The organism is Pseudomonas donghuensis (assembly GCF_000696345.2).
Lineage (GTDB): Bacteria > Pseudomonadota > Gammaproteobacteria > Pseudomonadales > Pseudomonadaceae > Aquipseudomonas > Aquipseudomonas donghuensis.
This window is the reverse complement of the sequence record NZ_CP071706.1, coordinates 2,883,182-2,904,507: the sequence shown is the minus strand read 5'-3', so window position 1 is coordinate 2,904,507 and position 21,326 is coordinate 2,883,182. Positions and strand designations below refer to the sequence as shown.

Sequence of the window (21,326 nt, the reverse complement as noted above, 5' to 3'; positions counted from 1 at the left end):
TGCCTTCTGAGGTAATCAGGGTCACAAGTTGCTGCGCCGCGCATGGCTTAGCCCGGCGTCGCTGATAAATGCATAAGCCACTTGGCTGACAGGCCTGTCACAGCCTTTCACGTTCAATGAATAGGACGAAAACGGCGCGATCATCAGATGATCGATGGCCTGGCCGCAGGCGACGCCTGATTGATCAAGCAAAGCGACCTCGGTCAGCGTCAGGTAATAGGGCGAGTCGTTGCGGGCCCGATAACGGCCTGCAGCAGCCGGCGACCAGTGCAGTTGTTCAACGCCAGCACTGACTGAGCCTGGCAATGGCGGCCGGTAGAACAGCTTGAGGTTGTGCTGCAAGGCAATCGCCATGGCGTTGCTATCGACGGTTTTTTTCGGAATCTGCAGCACTTTCAACAACAGGAAGGACTCCCTGTCATCCGGCAGGCCCACCCCCTGGTAAAGGATGTCGGTCGATGCCTTGCTGTTGGCGGGAATCAGCAGCAATGGCTTGGAAACAGCCATGGGCAATTCACCGGTGCCCTGCTTGTCACCCCAGTCGAGCTTGACCTGGACCAGCGCCGGTTGGTTGCCCTGGTTGACGATAATCACCGGCAATTGCTTCTGCTTGCCCTCGAAGATAAAGCGCGTGAAACCGTCGAAGGTGATGTCGGCGCGTGCCGTTGTGCTGAACAGCAAGGCCAGGAGGATGCCGATGCCGGGCAGCAGCCGGCAACGAGTGTGGCGAACGCTAATGTCGAATTTCATTCGCCAATTCTGGCGTGGCCCAGGCCCGTCACCTATCAGACGATTCCTAAAGACTGGTACGCCAGAAACTGGAGCCCGGCAGCGTCAACGGCCTGGGCATCCAGCATTGATCGATTACAGGCATGCCGGAAGGGATAACGTGTCTGCCACCACGGTGAAGGGTAAGTCGAGAATGATGAACGGCCCAATCAACGGCATCATTTCCTTGAACTCAAGCTCTGTGCCTTCAAAGCAGGAAGCAGGCCCGTAAGAGTTTGCAACAAACCAGGCGCAGCCGCTCAACTGCGAAATGGCCAGGATCAACATGAGTTTACGTAGCACGTAATGTCCTTATTACTTTCCATTGTCTGCTGCATAGACGTTGGCACGAAAAAGCAAGTCACCCGCGGCGCTCAAGCCTGGAGTAGCGCCCTCAGCGGCTCAGGAACTTCAATAACGGCTCGGGTAACCGGTGAGATGCAAACCTGTGTGAGGCTGGCGGTAAAGGCCACAACCTCTGAGGCTAAACGACCTTCGACAAGAAATGTGAACGAGTGACGCCCGACACGGGCAACACTTACCTTCATGGAAAGTTCATCATCCCACGTGACCGGATGAAGAAACTCTAGCGAAAATGCCCTTGCCGGAGGCAGTAGATCAAAACCCAGCAGGGTTCTTAATCCAGGACCGGACAGCCAGACTGCAAGTGCCTCATGGACGGCCTCAATAACGAAATACGAAAACCTCGGGGTATAGACAATCCCCTCGGGATCACAGTCACCAAACAATACTGTTCTCTTGACAATCACTGCAGTCGGCACAAGATCAATCCTTAATAGTGAGAGGCACAGCGTTAACATCCCCGTTTTTAACGCCAAGGGTTTGTACCATCACCTGTTCCAGGATGGCATAAAAAGTTTTGATATGGATCTGCTTCAGGGCCTGCGGCCGCGTCACCATGTACACATCCATGTCGGGGATGTGCAGCTCAGGGAACAACTCGATCAAGCCGTTTGCCAACATCCGAGGCAGCACGGCCACGCCAATGCCTCGCCTCACCGCTTCGAGCTGCGCAGCGAAGGAACTTACGCTGACCTGCGCGCGGTCCAGGCTCGCCGCCTTCGCTGCACGCATCTGCGGCAACATGTCCAGCGGCGCAAGCAAGGCAATACTGTCGGCGATGGCCGGCGTCACGTGTGGAAATCGCTTCAGATAGCTTGCATCGGCAAAGACACCGTACGCGAGTTTGCCTACTGAGCGATAAATCAGCGACGGCTCGCCCAAATGAGCGGTGCGTACGGCAATGTCAGCCGCGCCGCGCACGATCTTGTGGAAATCGGCTGTGACCTGCAACTCCACGGAGCAACTCGGGTGCAAGGACGTGAAGCGCGCCACCGCCTCCATAATGCAAGAAGAGAACCCTTCTCCGGCGCTCACCAGTACCCGCCCGGATAACGCCGAACTCGACCCGGGCACAGTGACAGTCTTTCCCCTCAAGCCTGCTTCCGCGGCCAAGGCAACTTCCACCAGCGATTGTCCTCTGGAGGTCAACCAACAGCCTTCAACGCCCCTTTCGACCAGTGGTTCGCCCAGGGCGGCTTCAAGTTGGGTTAGTCGGCGTGACACGGTAGACGCCGCAAGCCCCAGCAACTGGCCTGCTTGAAGAAAGCTGCCACGCCGCGAAACGGCCAATAACAGACGAAGATCATCCCAATTTGCGTGCATCGCCATATGCCATCTCTTCCCTGTTTTGCATAAATGCAAAGCCATTATGCAGCAGTCGCTGTTTTTCGGTGGATACCTTGAGGGTATATCTGCAAGCCCTCCGAACAATTGGCATGGAACAAATGACTACAGGCCCTACCGAATACGCAGATCGAGCCGCTAATGCATTCAATCGCCGTGATGTAGAAGCGATGCTTGCGCTGGTTCACGAAGACTTCGTTTACCTTGATGCCATGGGGATACAAAAAGGCCGGGAGTCCATGCGCAGACGTGAAATCGCGCTTATCGACGCATTTGCTGATGCCCACGTGATCTTGACCCCATTCGTTGTCACTGAGGATCGCCTGGCGCTGACGGCCATACTGACCGGCACCTTCTCGGCCCCATTGGTACTGCCAGACCGGGTAATCCCAGCCCATGGCCGAGCCATCTGCGTGCACTACGCGGCGCACTTCACCTTCAAGGATCGACTGGCCATCCGCGAGGAGGTTTTTTTTGACACGGCGGTGTTGATGCCGTTTGCACAACAGGGCGAGGGTTGAACCATGCGCAGCGCATTCGTTACCGGCGCCACCGGTTTGTTGGGCAATAACCTGGTTCGCGAGTTGGTTGCACGTGGCTATGCGGTTAAAGCCCTGGTCCGCTCAAGAGCCAAAGGTCAACTGCAGTTCGCCGATCTGCCCTCTGTCGAGTTGGTCGTTGGGGATATGGCCGACGTCACGGCATTCGCGCCGTCGCTGCAAGGCTGCGATACGGTGTTTCATACAGCAGCGTTCTTTCGCGATAACTACAAGGGCGGCAGCCACTGGAAAACACTCGAAAAGATCAACGTCACGGGCACGCACGAGCTGATCCATCAGGCTTATCGTGCGGGCATACGGCGGTTCATCCATACGTCTTCAATTGCCGTGCTCGACGGCGCACCTGGCAGCCCCATCGATGAGACGTGCCTGCGGGCCGAGGCCGACGCGGATGACTACTACCGCAGCAAAATACTTGCTGATCGGGTTGTCCTGGCGTTTTTGCAAGCACATCCCGAGATGCATGCCTGCATGATCCTGCCAGGCTGGATGTGGGGGCCTGGCGACATAGGTCCGACCTCCTCGGGGCAATTGATCAAGGATGTTGTGAACAGAAAACTGCCCGGATTGATCCCGGGTACCTTCTCCGTGGTCGATGCCCGTGATGTGGCATTAGCGCATATAGTCGCGGCGGATAAAGGGCGCAGAGGCGAGCGCTATCTCGCGGCAGGTCGGAACATGACCATGCGCCAGCTGGTACCCATTCTTGGACGAGTCGCAGGCGTTAAGACGCCTGTTCGGCAACTCCCGCTGCCCGCGTTATACCTCCTGGCGACCGTGCAGGAGCTCTATGCGCGCCTTACCGGCAAACCCATTTTGCTGAGCATGGCGACATTGCGCCTATTGATTCGGGAGGAGCACCGTACCTGTTTTGACCATCGCAAGAGTGAGGAAGAGCTCGGCCTGACGTTTCGGGGAGTTGAGCGGACCATCACAGAGACCATAGCGTGGTACCGAGAACACGGCTGGATTGAAAAAAGCACCGCGCGCGAACCTCGCGAAACATAGTGGTCAACCGATCCCGGACGCCGTGTCAGGTTGTCCTCGGCCACGGCGGGCGCCAGCCCGCCGTTGCACTGACGCCAATCAGCGAGCGGTGGGATTCGGGCTTCGCTGCGGATCAGCCCGATCAGCGACGATCGCAACTGTCTACTTCCGGCCAGCATCAGCCATCTCGGCATCGCTACCGGCTGGCTGCGGACGGTTGCGGAGGGTGCAATCCAGGCCTATGTTCCAAGCGAGGCTTTCGCTGCGACTGACACGCAACGCTTCAGCGCAGGTTACCGTCCATCCAGTGCGAATTCCCGCAGCGAGGTGACGACATGCCGAACGACTCCCGCCCTGCCGTGCTCGAACTGATCGGCAATACGCCGCTGGTGCGCGTCAGCCGCTTCGATACCGGCCCCTGCACACTGTTCCTCAAGCTCGAATCGCAAAACCCCGGAGGTTCGATCAAGGATCGCATCGGCCTGGCGATGATCGACACCGCCGAGCGCGATGGCCGCCTGCGACCCGGCGGCACCATCGTCGAGGCCACCGCCGGCAACACCGGCCTGGGCCTGGCCCTGGTCGGCCGCGCCAAGGGTTACCGGGTGGTGTTGGTGGTGCCGGACAAGATGTCCACCGAGAAAGTCCTGCACCTCAAGGCGATGGGCGCCGAGGTGCACATCACCCGCTCTGACGTCGGCAAGGGCCATCCCGACTACTACCAGGATGTTGCTGCGCGGCTGGCGCAGGAGATTCCCGACGCCTTCTTCGCCGATCAGTTCAACAACCCGGCCAACCCGTTGGCCCACGAGTGCAGCACCGCTCCGGAGATCTGGGCGCAGACCCAGCATGATCTGGATGCCATCGTCGTCGGCGTCGGCTCGGCCGGCACGCTTACCGGGCTGACCCGCTTCTTTCGCCGCCTGCAGCCGAACCTGGCCATGGTGCTGGCTGATCCGATCGGGTCGGTGGTCGCCGAATACAGCCGCAGCGGCACCCTCGGTACGCCCGGTTCCTGGGCTGTGGAAGGCATCGGCGAAGACTTCATTCCGTCTATTGCCGACCTTTCCAGTGTGCGCCAGGCCTACTCCATCAGCGACGAGGAGAGCTTCGATCACGCCCGCCAACTGCTGCGCGCCGAAGGCATTCTCGGCGGCTCTTCGACCGGCACATTGCTGGCGGCGGCACTGCGCTACTGCCGCGAGCAAACCGAGCCCAAGCGGGTCGTCAGCTTCGTCTGCGACACCGGCACCCGCTACCTGTCGAAGGTCTACAACGACCAGTGGATGACCGATCAGGGCTTGCTTGCGCGCAAGCGTTATGGCGATCTGCGCGACCTGATTGCGCGGCGTTTCGAGGATGGCCGGGTGATCAGCGTGGGCCCGGACGACACGCTGCTCACCGCCTTTCAGCGCATGCGCCTGGCTGATGTGTCGCAACTGCCGGTACTGGTGAATGGACAGCGCCTGGTCGGCGTGATCGACGAGTCCGATATTCTGCTCGGCGTGCACCAGGACGCTTCGCACTTTCATCTGACCGTGGCCAGCGCGATGACCGACAAACTGGAAACCCTGCCGCCCAGCGCCAGCCTGGCCGAGCTGCAGGCTGAGCTCGACCGTGGGCTGGTGGCGATCATCGAAGACGCTTCGGGCTTCCACGGCGTGATTACCCGCGTCGACATGCTCAATCACTTACGCAGGTCCCTACCATGAGTCAGCACGATGAAACCGGCGCGCCACGCGCCTTCGCCACCCGAGTGATCCATGCTGGACAGGCGCCGGACCCTTCGACCGGGGCACTGATGCCGCCGATTTACGCCAACTCCACCTATGCGCAGCAAAGCCCCGGTGTGCACAAGGGCCTTGACTACGGGCGCTCGCACAACCCCACGCGCTGGGCGCTGGAGCGTTGCGTGGCGGACCTTGAGGCCGGAACCCAGGCCTTCGCCTTCGCCTCCGGGCTGGCGGCGATCGCCACTGTGCTCGAACTGCTCGACACAGGCTCCCACATCGTCTCTGGCAATGACCTGTACGGCGGTACTTTCCGGCTGTTCGAACGGGTGCGCCGGCGCAGCGCCGGGCATCGCTTCAGCTTCGTCGACCTGACTGACCTGGCCGCATTCGAAGCGGCGCTGCAGGACGACACGCGGATGGTCTGGGTCGAGACACCGAGCAATCCCTTGCTACGCCTCACTGACCTCGCCGCGGTCGCGCGCACCTGTCGCGAGCGAGGGATCATCTGTGTGGCTGACAACACCTTTGCCAGCCCGTGGATTCAGCGTCCGCTGGAGCTGGGCTTCGATATCGTGCTGCACTCGACGACCAAGTATCTGAACGGCCACTCCGACGTGATCGGCGGCATCGCGGTGGTCGGGCAGAACCTCGAGCTGGCCGAACGCCTGGGCTTTCTGCAGAACGCGGTGGGTGCTATCGCCGGGCCGTTCGACGCTTTCCTCACCCTGCGCGGCGTAAAGACCCTGGCACTGCGCATGGAGCGCCACTGCAGCAATGCGCTGGAGCTGGCGCAATGGCTTGCACGTCAGCCGCAGGTTGCGCGGGTCTATTATCCGGGCCTGGCGTCGCACCCGCAGCACTCACTGGCACAGCGGCAGATGCGCGGGTTCGGCGGGATGATTTCCGTTGACCTGAACAGCGACCTGGACGGCGCCAAACGCTTCCTCGAAGCGGTACAGATATTCGCCTTGGCCGAGAGCCTGGGCGGGGTCGAAAGCCTGATCGAACACCCGGCGATCATGACCCACGCCAGCATCCCCGCACCAACGCGCGCGCAACTGGGCATCGGTGATGCGCTGGTGCGTTTGTCAGTGGGTGTCGAAGATGTCGAAGACCTGCGCGCCGACCTGGCCCAGGCATTGGCGCGGATTTAAGCGGTGGGTCGATAGCTGCTCGTGGTCGGACAAGAGCACGTTTGCACGCTATCACTTGCTGTGCTCAGGCGATCCAGACCCTGACCCAGGCTTGATACCGCGGGGTCCGAACAGTCCCCAGACAATCAGGCCAAGCACAGGGAAGATCACAATCCCCAGAAGCCACAGGACCTTGACGCCATCACTCTTATCACTACCCAAGATGTTGATGATCGCCCAAAGGTCGACAAGAACGATGACCGCCGCGACGAACATCCAGAAATAGCTGACTGGATCTGACATGGCTGCTGCTCCCTAAAGGGTTCATACAGGGTTGGCAGCATACCTGCGGCAGGGTTCAAAATTTCGCGAGCACCTGTCCATTGCACCCACTCAGGCATGCGCAAAGGCCGAAGCACAACGCATGCTTCGAGCCTTTATTCACGCAGACTGGATTGATCGGAGTGGCGCTGGGTGAGGATCGCCATTTTTTTGAACTTAATGGGGTCTGGCCACGCCTTGAAGTACTTCACCACTTACGGTGTTTTGATGGGCGCTCGCTATATTGGCAAGCGAAACAATCCCCACCAAACGCTTCTGACTGTTTACAACGGGTAGTCGGCGCTTTTCTATGTCGGCCATATTACGTGCCACCGCTTCCAGCTCATCACTTTCCGTGCAGTAACAAACACTTTTTGACATGACATCACCGACCTGAGCATCCATTGACCGGCCTTCTGCAACAGCACGAAGAACGATATCGCGGTCAGTCACTATTCCTACCATTCGATCGTTTTCACCGACAACCACCGAACCAATATCCTCGGCTTGCATCATGCGCGCCACTTCTTGAAGTGTCGCCTGGGGGCGAACGGTTTTTACATCACGGCTCATAATTTCGGAGATTTTCATCTAAATTCCTCCATTCTATCCGAACAGGTCGCCGCCCAGTGTTTTCGGCGCTGGCGGCGAGGTCGCATTTATTCACGACTGGCTTCAGTCGTCACCGTGGCTTTGCGCTTATGGCTGTGTACGTAACAACTGACGCCAAACAACCCGAGGAGTTTTGTATACTCGACAAGCGGTGCTAAATTTCTCTCTTCATTACTTTTCGTGCAAACGATAGCTTGCGAAAAAATAAGGTTCTTCACGGAATTCCGGGGGCTGTGATCCTGAGGCTGGGATGGAGAGGTCAAGGTCGTGAATGGATAAACTCGCAGCCTCAACATCCCATCCCAAGGATCATAGTCCCCGAGCTTCCGTGAAGACCCCAAAATAAGACCTTAACCTTTTGCACGCAAAAAGTTCGAGCACACGATATTCAGATCATCACCGCCCCCCATCGATAACGGCCCACGCCTACCCAACGGGGGGCCGCTCTACATGGCCGGTTGATCTGAAAGGGCCGAGGCCGTACTTTTCGATACAGGGCAGCTCTTCGTCGCGTTTGAGCACAAGGGCGCTGAACACCTGACAGCACGGCTCAGCCGGGCACTGGATAATGGGTACACATCATGATGGACCGGGAATTGCTGGAGCTGGCGGCTAAGGCTGCTGGGTATGAACTCATCGAATGGACGGACTTGTGGCAAGGCGATCCTGGGCACCCGAGGGTCTGCGAAGAGGGCTTTCTAATGCTCGTTGACGAAAGTAGAGCGCTCTGGAATCCACTGGTAAATGATGGCGACGCGCTGCGCCTGGCGGTGAAGCTTGGTCTTCATATCGATTGCGCGTTTCTATGCGCAATGCCCAAAGATCTTTTTGGAAAGAACCCGGACGACTGGTCTGAGGGCGCGGATATCGATAGCGATGACGAGTGTGAATTGATGCGCCGCGCCATTGTCCATGCTGTCGCCAAGATCGGAAAATCTATCCCTTGATATCTACGACACCGGCCGTGCTGGTAGCTACGCCAGAGCGCCCCGGCCACCAGCGCCATCGACACGGCTGCGCCGATCGTGCATGGTGATCATCCCTATCCCGCTTGCCTCAAAGGGTTGAGCCTTTAAGCCGACCGTCCCCTTTTGCAATCATCTCAGCGTTAAATGTAGCCGTGTGATGCTGCTCTGCTTTATCAAACCAATCACAGGTCACTTGCACGCTGTAACCTTCGCTTATGTCATTATCAACATACCTGACAGTCATGACAGGGCCACCACTGTTCAAAACCACTAGATCGCCCTTCTCGAAATTCGACATGGCCTGGCTCCCTGGTTGGTTGACCCCCCTCATGGGTTGCGGCAAACCTAAGCGCAATTACCCTTGGAGAGCCATGATCTGCGTCTGCCTCAGTATATTCTCAAACCTACGATTTCACCCGCCGCAACCGCTTGCAGGGTGATTCCTCGCCGCCGGTTCAGTTCGTAAGGGTAAGCATGGATAGCATCATCAAACTCCGTATTGGCTTAATCATCGGAGCACTCTTCGGCCTGCTACCGATCACCGTTCTTTTCTCAGTGACCCTGGTGGCTATTTTCATCCATCCCCCTTTCGTTCCCGAGGTCCCTTCGCGCACCATTCCTTTCACGCTCATTGCTTCTGCAATCTCGATGTTCGGAATCTGGTCAGGCTGGAAAATCTTCAGCATTGCAATCTCGAGCACACCCGCACTGAAAAACAAGCCACTGCTCGTCGTTGGGGTAATTGTTACCACCCTATGGGGTCTAACAATCGCCGCCTCCTTCAAGGCGTTCATCCCGCAAATTTATTGCTTCTTTCTCACGCCAGGGATCACATCAACCGTGATGCTCGTGATCGCGTGCAAGAGAGCGGCACTGACCGCGAACGAAATACCAGGTCGATAGACCGGAGACCTTCGGATTACAGTCACAACTAAGGCTTAACGGGCTTTGCTCGAACGAAAGACCCAGTAGCTCGCCGCCACTAGCACCCATGCAGCAATACCGCCATACAGCATCACCCAGCCAAACCCATGCGCCAACGCTGCATTGGCGACATCGACCGCAATCGCAGTCCCTTGGCCAGCCTGCGCCAACTCGGCAGTGTTGCCGGCTGAAATTTCCTCCGCCAGCAACCTCAGTTGCACATCATCGGGTGCGCCAGATAACTGGTCGCGCAGGGAAGACAGGATGCCTTCCACCAAGATGAATCCCATCAGTGCGATATTAATTGCAAGGCTGATCATACGAGCGCTGATATCAATGCCCGATGCCATGCCAGCACGCTCACTGGGCACCGATCCGGTGGTGGTATTGGTAACAGGCGTATTGGTCAACCCGAGTCCAATCCCGGCGATCAGGCAGCCTGGAAGCATCGTCAGCCAGCTGGCATCCGTGACGCTGCTGCCCCAATTCATCAGCAGGAACCCCAGGCCTATGGTGAACAAGCCCGCCGGGATCACGACCTCCGGCCGATAGCGCAGCGCCAGCCGTTCGCCTAACGGGGGGACAACCAACGTCGGCAACGTGTAGGCCAGCAGTGCCAGGCCGGTGCCGACACTGGCGTAGCCTAGACCATTTTGAAAGTACAGAGGCAGGTAAATCATGAATGGCCAGAAGCTGAAGTTCATGCCGGCCGAGCCTAACAAGGCACCCGAGAAGCGGCGGATGCGCAATACAGAGAAATCGAACATGGGATCGGCATTGCGGCGCTGCGCGACGACAAAGACGATGAAGCTGACCATTGCCACAACCAGACTGGCCAGACTGGCGATGGCCAAAGCGTTGGAAAAACCTGGCGCCGCTCCCTGAGTGATGAACCAGGACAGGCCTAACACTGCCAGCGACAGCGAAGTAATGCCCAAAACATCCAACTTGCGACGCTGCGGATCGCGTGATTCATCGACACCGGCGATCACCAGCAGCAGCGCGAGCACGGCGATTGGCGCATGTACCAGGAACACCCATTGCCAATTCGACAACGCCACGATCATTGCGCCGATAATCGGACCGAACCCCAAACCGATACCAAACACGATCCCCCAAGCACTAAAAGCTTTGCCGCGTGCAGCGCCTGACTGGAATCGGTGAGACAGCACTGCCACCTGACAGATCAGCATGGCCCCGCCGGACATACCTTGCAGGAATCGGTTGACGATCAACACGCTGGCGCTTTGCGCCCATCCACAGCCCAGTGAGGTAATGCCGAAAAGCACCAGGCTAATGACGAACACACGCTTGCGCCCATACCGATCCGCCAGCGTGCCGGTGGCCATCAGCACCGTGGTGCAAGCGATGGTGTAGGCATTCATGATCCACTGCATCTCTTTGAAATCGCTGCGCAGAACCGATTCAAGCGTGGGCAGGATGGCCGGCACGCTTGAGATTTCCAGGCCGAACATCAGCGAGGCCAAGCAAACGGCGGCTATGGCGAACACATCTTTTTGCGAAGAAGAGAACTGCATTGTGATCTTCCAGATCAAGTTGATGGGGCCTGGCAAGACTGCTCTGAACGCTGTCAGGGGGCAGACGCAATAGCCTCGCCAGCGTCACCGGGCAAACGTCCAGGTGACCGCCCGCATTCTGGAAGTAATTAAAAAATGACAGAAATGATTTAATTTCGTAAGTTTTATGAGCCTCCGTCATGAGTTGACTTAATGGACTTCGACCCAGCGTTATTGCGTGCTTTTGTCGCGATCAAGGAAACCGGCAGTTTCACCCGTGCCGCAGAGCGGCAGCACGTGAGCCAGTCAGCGATCAGTCATCAGATCCGGCGTTTGGAAGAACAGGCCGGTACCAGACTGCTGGTACGCACCACCCGACGTTTGACACTGACAGAAGATGGCGAAGACTTTCTGCGCCATGCCGAACAAGTCCTCAGAGCGCAGGACGCCCTTTCCCGACGTTTCGAAGCGTCATCGATATCCGGGGCGGTGCGTTTCGGTGTACCCGAGAACTTTATCGGCGACGGCCTGCCGCCGTTACTGGCTCGGTTCGCCAGGCAATTTCCCGCAGTACGCCTGGATGTAACCGTTGGCACCTACCTCGATCTGCGCGCGCTGGTTGATAGCGATGGGCTCGATCTGGCCGTGGTCATGGCATTGCCGGACAGTCAGGCCGGCGGTACCGTGCTGCGCGAAACCCGGTTTGTCTGGGCTGCGGCGCACAGTTTCGACTTTGCCGGCGATGGCCCATTGCCGCTGGCGTTTGCCCCAGCACCCTGCGTGCACCGCCAGGTGGCCGTAGAGGCACTGGAGCGTTCCTCCGTCGAGTGGCGGGTCGCCTTTACCTCTCCTAGCCAGCAAGGGCTGCGGGCGGCGGTATTGGCGGGGCTTGCCGTCACCGCGCTACCGCTGGGCGATCTAGAGCCCGGTATGGTGGTGATTGACGGGCAACATGGCTTGCCAGCGCTGGTGGATGCTGATTTCAGACTGATATGGAGCGCCACGGGAAAGACGCCTGCGGCCAACGCATTTGGGCAACTGCTGGTGGAGATGTCTGAGTCGCCATCAATGCCGATTCCAACACTCAGCCCCTGAAGGCAAAGCGGTCCTGCAGCCATGAACAGCGCGAATTCGCCGGATTGGATGCTTGTCCTGGCCCGCGCATCAGCCCGCTTCGGCGGGCTTTTTGTTGCCTGCTATCCTGTCGTGACCTTTGGAGGATCAGCCCATGGTCACCGACAAACTCACTCTCGCCCTACTCTCCCGGCTGGCTGATGCGCAGCTTGCCTTGGCCACTTCCATGAAAGGGGTTACCCCGTCAAGCCAGGGCTATCCTGAAAAGCCCCTTCAAAGCATCGCCGAAGCCTTGGCGGTCATTGAGGCCGCCTTGGTGGAGATTGGGTTATTCAGCGATGGCGGCGATTCAAATGAGCACACCAAGCTACACTGAACTGGCCGAGAGCTCTCCCCTTTTACTGCGCTCGGCATCAGCCCGCTTCGGCGGGCTGTTCATGCGCAGCAGAACACTACCTCATTCCACGCCACTGTTCCCCTACGCGTGAGGAATACACCGCGCTCGCGTTTCAGCATAAGCGCTCACACCTTCCCTGTTTGCAACGGCTAGCGTTGTTGGTCAATCCCGATATCATGCAGGGTGTAGAACACGGATGTAGATACCGCTATGCCAAGATTGTCATTCGCCGTCAGAGTTTTGTTTGCCTGCTGTCTTCTCATCGCAACCGCTAATCATATTCGTGCAGACGTTGCACATGGATTGCTCTGGGACTATGGATACGGGCCTAGCGCTTACTTGGCTAGTCGGGTGTTCTGGGGGGCGCTTACGTTTCTGGACCCACTTGCAGCACTGCTGCTTTTCATCAAGCCAAGAGCCGGAATCGTGCTGACGGCAGCGATTATTTTGCTCGACGTAACCCACAACAGTTTTTACGTAGCATTGAAGCAACAGTGGCTGGAGCCGTTCTACCTGTCTCAGGTGGCATTCCTTATCGCCGTATTGCTACTCTCACCTATCGCTTGGAATGGCCTGGCGCTCACCCATCGTAAGCGCCTGTGCTCGAAATATTGAGCCTCTGCTTTTTGATATCTGAGAGTATTGTGTCTGCACCATGACGACCGAACCTACCGCTCACGCATCACGTGCTGAGTACACGCGGCGCATGAACCGTGTACTCAACTACATCGATGCTCACCTGGAGCATCCGTTGGAGGGCGCGGAATTAGCCGACGTCGCCAACTTCTCGCGCTTTCATTTTCATCGGATCTTCGCCGCCTGGATGGGCGAGACACTGGGCAGCTACGTCCGGCGAAGACGGCTCGAGAAAGCGGCACTCCGTCTGTCCTGCGGCAGCCATGAAACAGTACTTGAAACCGCCCTGGCCACCGGCTTCAACTCGGGTGAAGCATTCGCGCGGGCCTTCAAACTCAAGTTTGGATGCACGCCATCAGACTGGCGTGCCAATACGCCACAGCGACTGGCAGCGCTGGCGGCCGCCATCGGCCAGCGCCCTGGCAAGCAGGAGAGCAATCCTGATCAGGTCTTCGGCAATACCGATCAGGCACGCGAAACCGCGTTCGGTGACTCTGACGTCTCTTATCTATCGACGAAGGAGACCACCATGCATGTACGCATCATCGACTTACCCAAAACGCGAGTCGCCTACCAACGTTTGATCGGCCCGTACGGCCCTGCGATCGGCGAATTCTGGCGCAGTACAATGGCGCCATGGATGCACTCGAATGGCTTCAGCGAGGAAGCTTGCTACGGCATAGGTTATGACGATCCATCTATCACGCCAGCCAACAAGTGCCGCTATGACGCTTGCGTTGAAGTGCCAGCAGATTTTGTTGCCAGCGGTCAGGCAGACACTCAAACCCTACCGGGCGGCCGCTATGCGGTGTCGAGCTTCAAGGGGCGAGTAGAGAACATAGCTGACGCCTGGACGCGGCTGATGCGCGAATGGATGCCGTCCAACGGCCTGCAATGCGACGACCGGCCATGCTTTGAGATGTTTTATGCAGCGACGGCATTTAACCCTGAAACGGGTGAGTTCAGCTGCGATATCTGCATTCCTGTGAAAGCCCTGTAGTAGGACTTCCTTGCGGTTGGCGGAAATGTTCGGCCTATTCGACCCACAAAGAATAACCCCGCAGACGTTAATCTGCGGGGTTTTCATTAATGGAGGCCGAGGGCGGAGTCGAACCGGCGTAGACGGCGCAGCTGGGTGGTTGCTCGCCAATCTGGGGAGACATGCCGTCCAAGGCCTAGAGCCTGTGGCGACAATGAGAATCGTCTGATTCCGAATGGGGGGGGAGCAGAAGGTAACTTCAAATATTCCCTTCAGCCAGCATGAATCAGCAATGAACGATGAAGATAAAAAATTGGAATTAACGCCAAGCAAGCAGTTCGCCTGTGATACTTCTGCGCCCTCTTTGCCAACCTGTATCAACATCAAGACGGACGTTTCAAGAAAAAAGGGCCGTTTGTGCTCACTGCTGAGCATTGCTGCCGCGATGGCGCTTGTCTACTCGTCGGGCGCAATGGCTGCAAACTGCACTTTTACCTTTTCCGACTCCGGTAACAAACCCGCCACTCTGAATTTCGGCTCTAGATTGACCTCTGACAGCCTGACGATCCCGCAGGACGCCCCCATAGGCACAGTCATTTACGAAGAAAGCCTTCAAAAGGAAGAACTTATCTTTACCTGCACATCGTCGTTCCGCTACGGACTGGTCATGTCGCCTGCACTGGGCGTACCTTCCGGCAATACGTACCCCTTGGGCAAGGCCGGACTGTCATTCCGTATAAAGTCACCTAACCCGAATATCCCAGATATGCCGCCACCCTTCACCATTGACAAAGGTACTTACACAACCAGCGGAGGAACTTACACGCTTCAAATTTTCAAGTCCGCTGAATTATCAACAAATAGCAACTGATGGATGAGGCAGGTAACCCCATCGCGCTGGATACCACGTACCCGTTCAACGCTTTCAACACTACCGGTACCGACTTCTTCATACCGTTGTCCGCTGCTTATTACCGCCTGGCCGGCAATACACTTGAAGCAGGCACCGCGAACACCGAAGTGACGTTCATCATCAGTTACCTGTAACGAACCAGGAACCGATAGCAGCCACTGGTTTTTGTCCGCTGGGCCGCCCCGTCGCAGACTGGGAAGCGCGATGATTTACCTATGGATAGACTGGCGTGTCGACGCGCTCGTCAGTCTTCATATCCACAATTTTGAAGTCCCACCAGTCTTCACTCGGAACGTACTCCATGCCGTACTCTCGTCCGGCGACCAGGTTAACGTCCCGAAACATAGGTCGGGTCGCCCTGGTGCCAGTCCACTTCTTGACTTCCAACCGATGGGGGCCAGCAGTCAATCGATACTCTGTTCTCTGCGTGTAAAGCGCATACAGCGTGTCTTCCCCATCCACACTGGCAATTGTGAGCGCTTTTTCGATTGCCCGAATGCCAGCTGTCTCGGAGTTCGGCAGCCCTTGCGCACCTTTCTCCGTGTAGGACTTACAACCAGCGGCGACAGCAAACAGCATCGCTACACCACAAATTCGAAGACCCCGTATCAACTGCATACCCTGCCCCTGCTTCCCTCTACAAGATCACGCCACTCAACCCCAAAACATCAAATTGCCACCATACCATACCCGGCCACGGCGTCGATGGCTGCCCAGGCTAGGGCGAATGATCCATGGAGAGCGGCTGAACGGTGATCGATAGCCGCTTAAGACTCATCCGCGAGCCGGAAGCGGAACTGCGCGGGAGCTCCCGGCGCCTTGAAATAGGATTCCTCGACATGCAAGGCGCCACAAAGTTGGCAGTTGAAAACTTGCCAGTCGGTTTTGCTGTCGTGACGTAACTGAACTTCGGTTTCCTTGCCGCACTTTTTACACGTCAATTTTTGATTCATCGCATCGCTCCTGCTCCCCATCCCTTAACTGTAGCCGCGTCTTTCTCAAGCGCAGAACAGATGGTCAGCGTGCCGCTCCATCGCAGCTACGAAGTGCGAGCCGCAATGCTCCTGGCATTCAACACCCGCAAACGGGAAAGTAGCGACCCAGATGAGGAAGCGTCAAAGGCCTGGATCGCAGAGCAGCAGCTCAAAGTGCAGGACGGTGGCCGGCGCCAGCACTCCACGTACGAAAAATACAACATCAGGACACCAGCAAAGGCGCCAGCGCCATGGAAGGAAGGCAGGTATTTGCTATGAAAGCACTTTCAATTCGCCAACTCTGGAGTTGGCTCATCATCCACGGCGGCAAGGATATCGAGAACCGCAGCTGGCACACGAAATTCCGGGGGAGTTCTGCGTGCATGCTTCACAGGGCATGAAGCGCACCGACTACGCCTGGGTGGCGCGGTACGCCGCTGGTCGATGGCGTCGAAACCACCTATCGAGGTGTCTGGAATTAGTTGACCACTACACCCGGCGCCAGCTTGTGCAATCGGTTTAGTGACACAAGGCCTGATACCCGGACGGCTATGCAGCAGAGACACCCATGCTTCGTATAGAAAGGTTCGTATACCCCCCCTATAATCCGCGACTGCGCCCATTCCTCCAGGAGCAACTTCACTATGGAAGCAACCATGCCTCAGCCTTGGTACAGCACACGTCCCGTCCCGGTCTTCATGACTGTCTTTTACTGCTTCATCGTCTTGATTCAAGCAGGCCTTTGGATGGTCAACGAAGGATTTGAACAAACCCGACAAGGGGATATTTCGATCCTGGTGCTGCTCAATGTTTGCACCGTAGCACTTCTGATGTGCGTAGGCGGGTTGATGCTACTGGGCAGGAAAAAGAGCAGCTCGTTGTGCTTTATTCTAGCCCTGGCATTAGGCGTGACTTTCTCCCTCAGCCAGATGCGCAGCGGATCTATCGTGCACCTGCTGACGCTCCCGATGTTTAAGGAGTACGCCCTGGTTTTCGGGATCTGGGTATACAGTCTGCAACTGCGTAGCGGCAGTTATTTCTATCCAGCGCGGTCTGCTAGCTAGTCCCACAACCAAACGAGCTGGCATAAGCGAAAAGCCGGATTGAACCCAGGGACGCTCCCAGACGCCACCCCGCTGATGCGTTCTCTGCCGGCCAAATGGTGTCCACTTAAATGTAAGTGGACACCATCGCCTCAAGCGAAAGTGTCAGAAAGGTGCGTTGGCCTGACGTTTACGGCGTGGAGTTGAATAGTTGCGATTATTTGATGGAAGTTGGGGGCGTCGAGTCAATGTAATCCAAAATGCATTTTCGTCTGGACACATTCACAAACGCCTTAAGCTCCTCCGTCTTTTCATTCTCGGACTCACGCACGGCATAGGACTTTGCTGCCGCTAATAGCCTAAGGCGAGCCTCCTCCCGGGCTTGATTAGGAGCTTCATCCTCATCCAGGTAGTCCACCGGAAGGTTCCACTGCCGCGAGACCATTACTGCCGCCGCGTCGAGCGCCAATGTCTCGCAATGGCTGATCTCCTCCGTCTGAAGCTGTATTCGTCCATTTACCTTTGTCCACGCGGCGGCGGTGGAGGTGCCCAAAAGACAGAAACAAGCAAGTGCAGTCGGAATTACCTTGTCGATCATAGTGATCCATCACAAAAAGACGGGAGCCTACCACTACCCTGTCCACCCATCCAGCGTGGATGGAAAGCCAGTACCACGCCATCATCGCGCATAGTGGCGTTGTACCTCCAACGAACGGCCCCAGTCCGTTACCAATCATGTGGCAGTAGTGAACATCGACCCCAGCGGCCAGCAATCTTGGGCGTGCCGCCGAATTCACCTTGGAGGCCGCGCGCGAGGTTTGCCGACCCGCCGCCGGGCGCCGGAAGGCTTGGTCAGCCGACTGCATCGAAACCATCCGCCGGCGCCTTGTGCACCGGCACGACGTCGATCTCAAGCAGGCCCTGCGCGGCACCGGCATCAAGCTGGCCAAACCGAAGCGGTCGCGAATGCGCACGAGTATCCAGAACTGCGGCGGCTGTGGCCGTTTCGTGCCATCCCCCTGCTATGACGACTGCCGCAATTGCGGCCACGACAACCGCCCTTAGTACCCCCGCGCGGCCCGCCAGCGCCTCTCCACTTCAACGAATCCAGTTGCTGGTAAAGGTTCGTTGCAGAATACTCAGCCTACTGCCCCACCTAAAGGAGATGAAATCACATGAAGGATCAACCCAGCCCTATCCCCCTTGTTATCCTTGACGTTCAGGATGCCATTGATCGCCCAATTTGGGATGGTAAAAGTAATCCTGGGTATTTGGCGGTGATCCAACGTCTTCTCGACCTTTGGCGATCAAACGGCTGGCCAGTTCTTCACGTGAAGCACGATGAACAGACGCCTACATCCAGCTATTACGTCCATGGCCCGTGGAATGGCATCAAGAAAGACGTTGCCCCGATAAGGGGAGAAACCGTCATCATCAAACAGGAAAACTGCGCCTTCATCGGCACCGAATTGGACGCCATTCTAAAAAGTATGCAGGTAAGGCGTTTGGTGCTGACGGGCGTTGTCATTCATAACAGCATGGACGCCACAGTCCGTGCGGGAAAAGCACTCGGATACAGCATCATCCTTCCCTCAGACGCCACAACAGCCGTACCCGTCGTCGCGGCGCATGGAAAGTCCTGGGACGCCACAACCGTTCATGAACTGACGTTGGCAATACTCGGTGATGAATATGCCGAAGTCATGTCATCGGACGAAGTGATCGCACAGCTCACCCTTTGAAGCTATGAAGGTACCTGGGTAATTGCACAGACTTGCCGCCGTTCAGCTCTCAAGGAGCGCTTATCCGCAACGGAAATCCGTACGATTCGAAAAGATCCCAAACGTCCTCGCGATCGAAGAGCCGCCACCCCAGTGTCGTGAACTGCATCAGGTCTTCCTCGCCGGGAAAGGAGTAGTAGGCCCCGGCAGATGGATCTTGAGACGTCCCCGTCATGGGCTCATCGCGCTCCAAGCGCCTGATCGCGTTCATGATGAGACGCGCACCTGGTTGATAAAGTGAAAGGATGTGCCACAGCAAGGAGCGCTCCTTTTCGACTGCCACACGCGCAGTCTCAATGATGCGACCAACATCAATGCCGGGACTGTCGATCCAATGAAGAGTACAACCGATCTCCGGGTCCCCGTTCAGCAGCGCCCGGAAGGTCGCGAGAACACCTCGATATTGAGGCAAGAGGCCAGAGTGAAGATTAAGGACGCCGCGTGGCGGAATTGCCAACGCTTCATTCTTCAGGATTTGACCAAAGCGGATTGAGATGAACAGATCCGCTCCCACATCCTGCAGCATTTGCAGGCCCGCAGGATCCCTCAAGCTGGGCAATACCCGCACAGGAACCGCAAAGCGTTGCTGCAGTTCTGCAAAACCGAATCGATGCCCGCTGCTGACCTGGTCGCTCGATCCGATTAACCCAGGGGTCAAGGCATTGAAGAGGTCCTGCTCGATCAATGCCAGTTGTCCGAGCATGCGTGGCACCTTCCTGCCCGATCCCACTCTCTCCGAGAGGAATATTCCCACTGTGCTCTCGTGAATCTCGGGCAACAGGAAATTGAGAGCGAGATTGCTCTCCACGTCCCGGTTCACCAGAAAAGCGATTCGCAACTTCAGACCTCCTCCGGCAGACCTGCCTTGAGATGCAGCAACGGCCAAATCAACACAAGCGGATCGATCCCATTCCCATTGTTTTGCCACGACGTATGGACGGAAGGCCCGATCTGCTCAATCAATTCCGGCATCAGACCTAGCATAGTTGCTCTTTCGTCATTGCTACGTCCCCCAGCAGCTCCTGGCCGCTCTCTGCCGATCATGGTTACAAAGCGTGCTGGTGAAATCCGATGCCATCGGGTGGTCAAGAGGAGTGCAATTGCGCAGTACCCACTGATGCGGAAGCAGTTGACCTAATTCACTAGCCCGCTGCGTCGTCAGGCGTGCCGGCCTGCATCGGTCGCCGCGTGATGGCATATAGCAAGCCGGGCACCATCACCCGCGACTGCGGACATTACCTCGGAGTCCTCCTCGACAGCGAATCTAAGAAGCGCATCCGCAACTACCACCCGACCTGGGAGATGCAGTACGGCGAGATGGCCGAAGAGCTGCCGCTGAAACAATTCGAGGGACTCACCAACGGCATGTATGACTGGGATGATGTGAAGTACATGCTCGGCGATGCGCGTCATTACGTACGACGCGTATGGGCGGCCACTCGCACCAGGCCAAGTATCGGGCCTATCAAGAGCTGGACGAGTGTTTCGAAGACGCCACAGCGATGCTCACCTTTAAAGTCCGCGCGGCCTGATCTTCCCGCGCTGCCCGCCAGCCAACAAAAATCAGATTTGATGATCTGGTAGCGCGTAGTCAAATTTGTATGAGTGCTGCCCATCGGTGATCGTGATGACCATGCTACCAATTAGCCCGGAAAGCGCGTCAGTACCGGAATCAGGTACGACGGTGATGGACTGAACGGGTGTCCCACGATTCATCGTCGAACTGTGTTGAAGTACGAAGCTACCGCTGCGACCGTGCAAGGTTCCATGCACAGTTTCCATGGCAACGTAGCCGGCAGAACCTTGAGTGCTGCTGCGAAAAGACAACATCTCACCCTGACTGGTGGCTTCTAGGTCACCCTGAAACTGCTTGTCCAAAGACAATCGACCGAGGCCGGTTTCTTCAGCAGCGCTGCTCAAAGCTTCCGGATTAAGTGTGATGTCGAACGGCCCTATGGCGGTGTGATGCATTTCAAGTTCCTTTTGACCCGGCCCCATGCCGGTAACCCGTAATACCCCATCCTACCTGAGTGTATGGAGCTCGACACCATACCGGGCCGATCACCAATACCCCACTTCAACCAATCACGCCACCCCGGCGAGGGCGGCGCCTGCACGAAAGGACCACAACATGACCCAGCAGCACCGCATCCTGATGGGAGTCGAAGGAGTACAGCGAGCTGGTCGAGCAGTACGACCAGAAGCTGATCGAGCTGAACAACCGCCTGCCGCTGGCAGGTTGAGGGAAAACGCCATGACCCGCACTCCTAAAAGCCTTTGGCGGAACGAATCGCAGAAG

29 protein-coding genes are annotated in these 21,326 nt (G+C 57.2%); 15 read left to right on the top strand and 14 right to left on the bottom strand.

Features of this window, described 5'->3' with window-relative positions; genetic code table 11:
* Positions 1–21: 21 nt before the first annotated feature.
* From BV82_RS13740 to BV82_RS13725, 4 genes are all read right to left on the bottom strand, one after another.
* Complete coding sequence (locus BV82_RS13740) at positions 22–750, bottom strand: fimbrial biogenesis chaperone (RefSeq protein WP_010226481.1); 729 nt, start codon at positions 748–750, stop codon at positions 22–24.
* Positions 751–864: 114 nt separating this feature from the next.
* Positions 865–1,071, bottom strand: a complete 207-nt coding sequence (locus BV82_RS13735; RefSeq protein WP_026001512.1) for a YceK/YidQ family lipoprotein — start codon at positions 1,069–1,071, stop codon at positions 865–867.
* A 71-nt stretch (positions 1,072–1,142) separates the two neighbouring features.
* Positions 1,143–1,550, bottom strand: coding sequence for an acyl-CoA thioesterase (locus tag BV82_RS13730; RefSeq protein WP_010226479.1), 408 nt, complete (start codon positions 1,548–1,550; stop codon positions 1,143–1,145).
* A gap of 4 nt (positions 1,551–1,554) precedes the next feature.
* Positions 1,555–2,460, bottom strand: a complete 906-nt coding sequence (locus BV82_RS13725) for a LysR family transcriptional regulator (protein ID WP_036995680.1) — start codon at positions 2,458–2,460, stop codon at positions 1,555–1,557.
* Positions 2,461–2,576: 116 nt separating this feature from the next.
* Between BV82_RS13725 and BV82_RS13720 the strand changes: the two genes are divergently transcribed.
* The 4 genes from BV82_RS13720 to BV82_RS13705 all read left to right on the top strand — a co-directional run bounded on the left by BV82_RS13720 (position 2,577) and on the right by BV82_RS13705 (position 6,909).
* Complete coding sequence (locus BV82_RS13720; RefSeq protein WP_010226477.1) at positions 2,577–2,996, top strand: ester cyclase; 420 nt, start codon at positions 2,577–2,579, stop codon at positions 2,994–2,996.
* A gap of 3 nt (positions 2,997–2,999) precedes the next feature.
* Positions 3,000–4,043, top strand: coding sequence for an SDR family oxidoreductase (locus tag BV82_RS13715; RefSeq protein WP_010226475.1), 1,044 nt, complete (start codon positions 3,000–3,002; stop codon positions 4,041–4,043).
* 314 nt (positions 4,044–4,357) lie between these two features.
* Positions 4,358–5,734, top strand: a complete 1,377-nt coding sequence (locus BV82_RS13710) for a pyridoxal-phosphate dependent enzyme (RefSeq protein WP_036995681.1) — start codon at positions 4,358–4,360, stop codon at positions 5,732–5,734.
* Complete coding sequence (locus tag BV82_RS13705; RefSeq protein WP_010226471.1) at positions 5,731–6,909, top strand: cystathionine gamma-synthase; 1,179 nt, start codon at positions 5,731–5,733, stop codon at positions 6,907–6,909. The genes BV82_RS13710 and BV82_RS13705 overlap by 4 nt, the downstream gene beginning before the upstream one ends.
* 51 nt (positions 6,910–6,960) lie before the next feature.
* On the opposite strand, the gene BV82_RS13700 is transcribed toward BV82_RS13705, so the two are convergent.
* Both BV82_RS13700 and BV82_RS13695 read right to left on the bottom strand, forming a co-directional pair.
* Positions 6,961–7,191 (bottom strand): PLD nuclease N-terminal domain-containing protein, encoded by a 231-nt coding sequence (locus BV82_RS13700; RefSeq protein WP_036995682.1) that lies wholly within the window; start codon positions 7,189–7,191, stop codon positions 6,961–6,963.
* A gap of 195 nt (positions 7,192–7,386) precedes the next feature.
* Positions 7,387–7,800 carry a CBS domain-containing protein gene (locus tag BV82_RS13695; RefSeq protein ID WP_036995683.1) on the bottom strand — a complete coding sequence of 138 codons (414 nt, stop codon included), beginning with the start codon at positions 7,798–7,800 and terminating at the stop codon, positions 7,387–7,389.
* Between the two features lie 602 nt (positions 7,801–8,402).
* Between BV82_RS13695 and BV82_RS13690 the strand changes: the two genes are divergently transcribed.
* Positions 8,403–8,768: a hypothetical protein gene (locus BV82_RS13690; protein ID WP_010226465.1), complete on the top strand. Its 366-nt coding sequence runs from the start codon at positions 8,403–8,405 to the stop codon at positions 8,766–8,768.
* Between the two features lie 109 nt (positions 8,769–8,877).
* On the opposite strand, the gene BV82_RS13685 is transcribed toward BV82_RS13690, so the two are convergent.
* Positions 8,878–9,087, bottom strand: a complete 210-nt coding sequence (locus BV82_RS13685) for a DUF2158 domain-containing protein (RefSeq protein WP_010226463.1) — start codon at positions 9,085–9,087, stop codon at positions 8,878–8,880.
* A 176-nt stretch (positions 9,088–9,263) separates the two neighbouring features.
* On the opposite strand from BV82_RS13685, the gene BV82_RS13680 reads away from it, so the two are divergent.
* The gene (locus BV82_RS13680) at positions 9,264–9,692 is read left to right on the top strand and encodes a hypothetical protein (RefSeq protein WP_145997596.1); all 429 of its coding nucleotides are present in this window, start codon (positions 9,264–9,266) and stop codon (positions 9,690–9,692) included.
* A 35-nt stretch (positions 9,693–9,727) separates the two neighbouring features.
* Here the strand turns inward: BV82_RS13680 and BV82_RS13675 are convergent, their stop codons facing one another.
* Positions 9,728–11,251: an MFS transporter gene (locus BV82_RS13675; RefSeq protein ID WP_036995687.1), complete on the bottom strand. Its 1,524-nt coding sequence runs from the start codon at positions 11,249–11,251 to the stop codon at positions 9,728–9,730.
* A 192-nt stretch (positions 11,252–11,443) separates the two neighbouring features.
* On the opposite strand from BV82_RS13675, the gene BV82_RS13670 reads away from it, so the two are divergent.
* The 6 genes from BV82_RS13670 (at position 11,444) to BV82_RS26415 (ending at position 15,363) form a co-directional block, all read left to right on the top strand.
* Entirely contained in the window at positions 11,444–12,325 is an 882-nt protein-coding gene (locus tag BV82_RS13670) for a LysR family transcriptional regulator (RefSeq protein ID WP_036995688.1), read from the top strand.
* A gap of 133 nt (positions 12,326–12,458) precedes the next feature.
* The gene (locus tag BV82_RS13665; protein WP_010226457.1) at positions 12,459–12,680 is read left to right on the top strand and encodes a hypothetical protein; all 222 of its coding nucleotides are present in this window, start codon (positions 12,459–12,461) and stop codon (positions 12,678–12,680) included.
* 231 nt (positions 12,681–12,911) lie between these two features.
* On the top strand, positions 12,912–13,316 hold the full coding sequence (locus BV82_RS13660; RefSeq protein ID WP_036995689.1) for a hypothetical protein: 405 nt from the start codon (positions 12,912–12,914) through the stop codon (positions 13,314–13,316).
* Positions 13,317–13,407: 91 nt separating this feature from the next.
* Complete coding sequence (locus BV82_RS13655) at positions 13,408–14,337, top strand: AraC family transcriptional regulator (RefSeq protein ID WP_010226455.1); 930 nt, start codon at positions 13,408–13,410, stop codon at positions 14,335–14,337.
* A 271-nt stretch (positions 14,338–14,608) separates the two neighbouring features.
* Positions 14,609–15,187, top strand: coding sequence for a hypothetical protein (locus tag BV82_RS26420; protein ID WP_232531853.1), 579 nt, complete (start codon positions 14,609–14,611; stop codon positions 15,185–15,187).
* On the top strand, positions 15,187–15,363 hold the full coding sequence (locus BV82_RS26415; RefSeq protein ID WP_232531852.1) for a fimbrial protein: 177 nt from the start codon (positions 15,187–15,189) through the stop codon (positions 15,361–15,363). The genes BV82_RS26420 and BV82_RS26415 overlap by 1 nt, the downstream gene beginning before the upstream one ends.
* A gap of 79 nt (positions 15,364–15,442) precedes the next feature.
* Here BV82_RS26415 and BV82_RS13645 read toward each other — a convergent pair whose 3' ends face one another.
* Both BV82_RS13645 and BV82_RS13640 read right to left on the bottom strand, forming a co-directional pair.
* The gene (locus BV82_RS13645) at positions 15,443–15,808 is read right to left on the bottom strand and encodes a hypothetical protein (protein ID WP_100782734.1); all 366 of its coding nucleotides are present in this window, start codon (positions 15,806–15,808) and stop codon (positions 15,443–15,445) included.
* A gap of 188 nt (positions 15,809–15,996) precedes the next feature.
* The gene (locus BV82_RS13640) at positions 15,997–16,182 is read right to left on the bottom strand and encodes a hypothetical protein (RefSeq protein WP_036995693.1); all 186 of its coding nucleotides are present in this window, start codon (positions 16,180–16,182) and stop codon (positions 15,997–15,999) included.
* A gap of 677 nt (positions 16,183–16,859) precedes the next feature.
* On the opposite strand from BV82_RS13640, the gene BV82_RS13635 reads away from it, so the two are divergent.
* Positions 16,860–17,267: a hypothetical protein gene (locus BV82_RS13635; RefSeq protein ID WP_026001487.1), complete on the top strand. Its 408-nt coding sequence runs from the start codon at positions 16,860–16,862 to the stop codon at positions 17,265–17,267.
* Positions 17,268–17,463: 196 nt separating this feature from the next.
* Here the strand turns inward: BV82_RS13635 and BV82_RS13630 are convergent, their stop codons facing one another.
* Positions 17,464–17,844: a hypothetical protein gene (locus BV82_RS13630; RefSeq protein WP_036995696.1), complete on the bottom strand. Its 381-nt coding sequence runs from the start codon at positions 17,842–17,844 to the stop codon at positions 17,464–17,466.
* A gap of 577 nt (positions 17,845–18,421) precedes the next feature.
* Between BV82_RS13630 and BV82_RS13625 the strand changes: the two genes are divergently transcribed.
* Complete coding sequence (locus tag BV82_RS13625) at positions 18,422–18,988, top strand: isochorismatase family protein (RefSeq protein ID WP_036995698.1); 567 nt, start codon at positions 18,422–18,424, stop codon at positions 18,986–18,988.
* 49 nt (positions 18,989–19,037) lie between these two features.
* Here the strand turns inward: BV82_RS13625 and BV82_RS13620 are convergent, their stop codons facing one another.
* Together BV82_RS13620 and BV82_RS13615 are read right to left on the bottom strand one after the other, a co-directional pair.
* The gene (locus tag BV82_RS13620; protein WP_244993517.1) at positions 19,038–19,730 is read right to left on the bottom strand and encodes a formyl transferase; all 693 of its coding nucleotides are present in this window, start codon (positions 19,728–19,730) and stop codon (positions 19,038–19,040) included.
* A gap of 137 nt (positions 19,731–19,867) precedes the next feature.
* Entirely contained in the window at positions 19,868–20,011 is a 144-nt protein-coding gene (locus BV82_RS13615) for a hypothetical protein (RefSeq protein ID WP_162835462.1), read from the bottom strand.
* Positions 20,012–20,218: 207 nt separating this feature from the next.
* On the opposite strand from BV82_RS13615, the gene BV82_RS13610 reads away from it, so the two are divergent.
* Positions 20,219–20,611, top strand: coding sequence for a hypothetical protein (locus BV82_RS13610; RefSeq protein ID WP_420831628.1), 393 nt, complete (start codon positions 20,219–20,221; stop codon positions 20,609–20,611).
* Here BV82_RS13610 and BV82_RS13605 read toward each other — a convergent pair.
* Positions 20,591–20,998 carry a DUF3224 domain-containing protein gene (locus BV82_RS13605; RefSeq protein WP_036995700.1) on the bottom strand — a complete coding sequence of 136 codons (408 nt, stop codon included), beginning with the start codon at positions 20,996–20,998 and terminating at the stop codon, positions 20,591–20,593. The two genes, BV82_RS13610 and BV82_RS13605, sit on opposite strands and share 21 nt — an antisense overlap.
* Between the last annotated feature and the right edge of the window lie 328 nt (positions 20,999–21,326).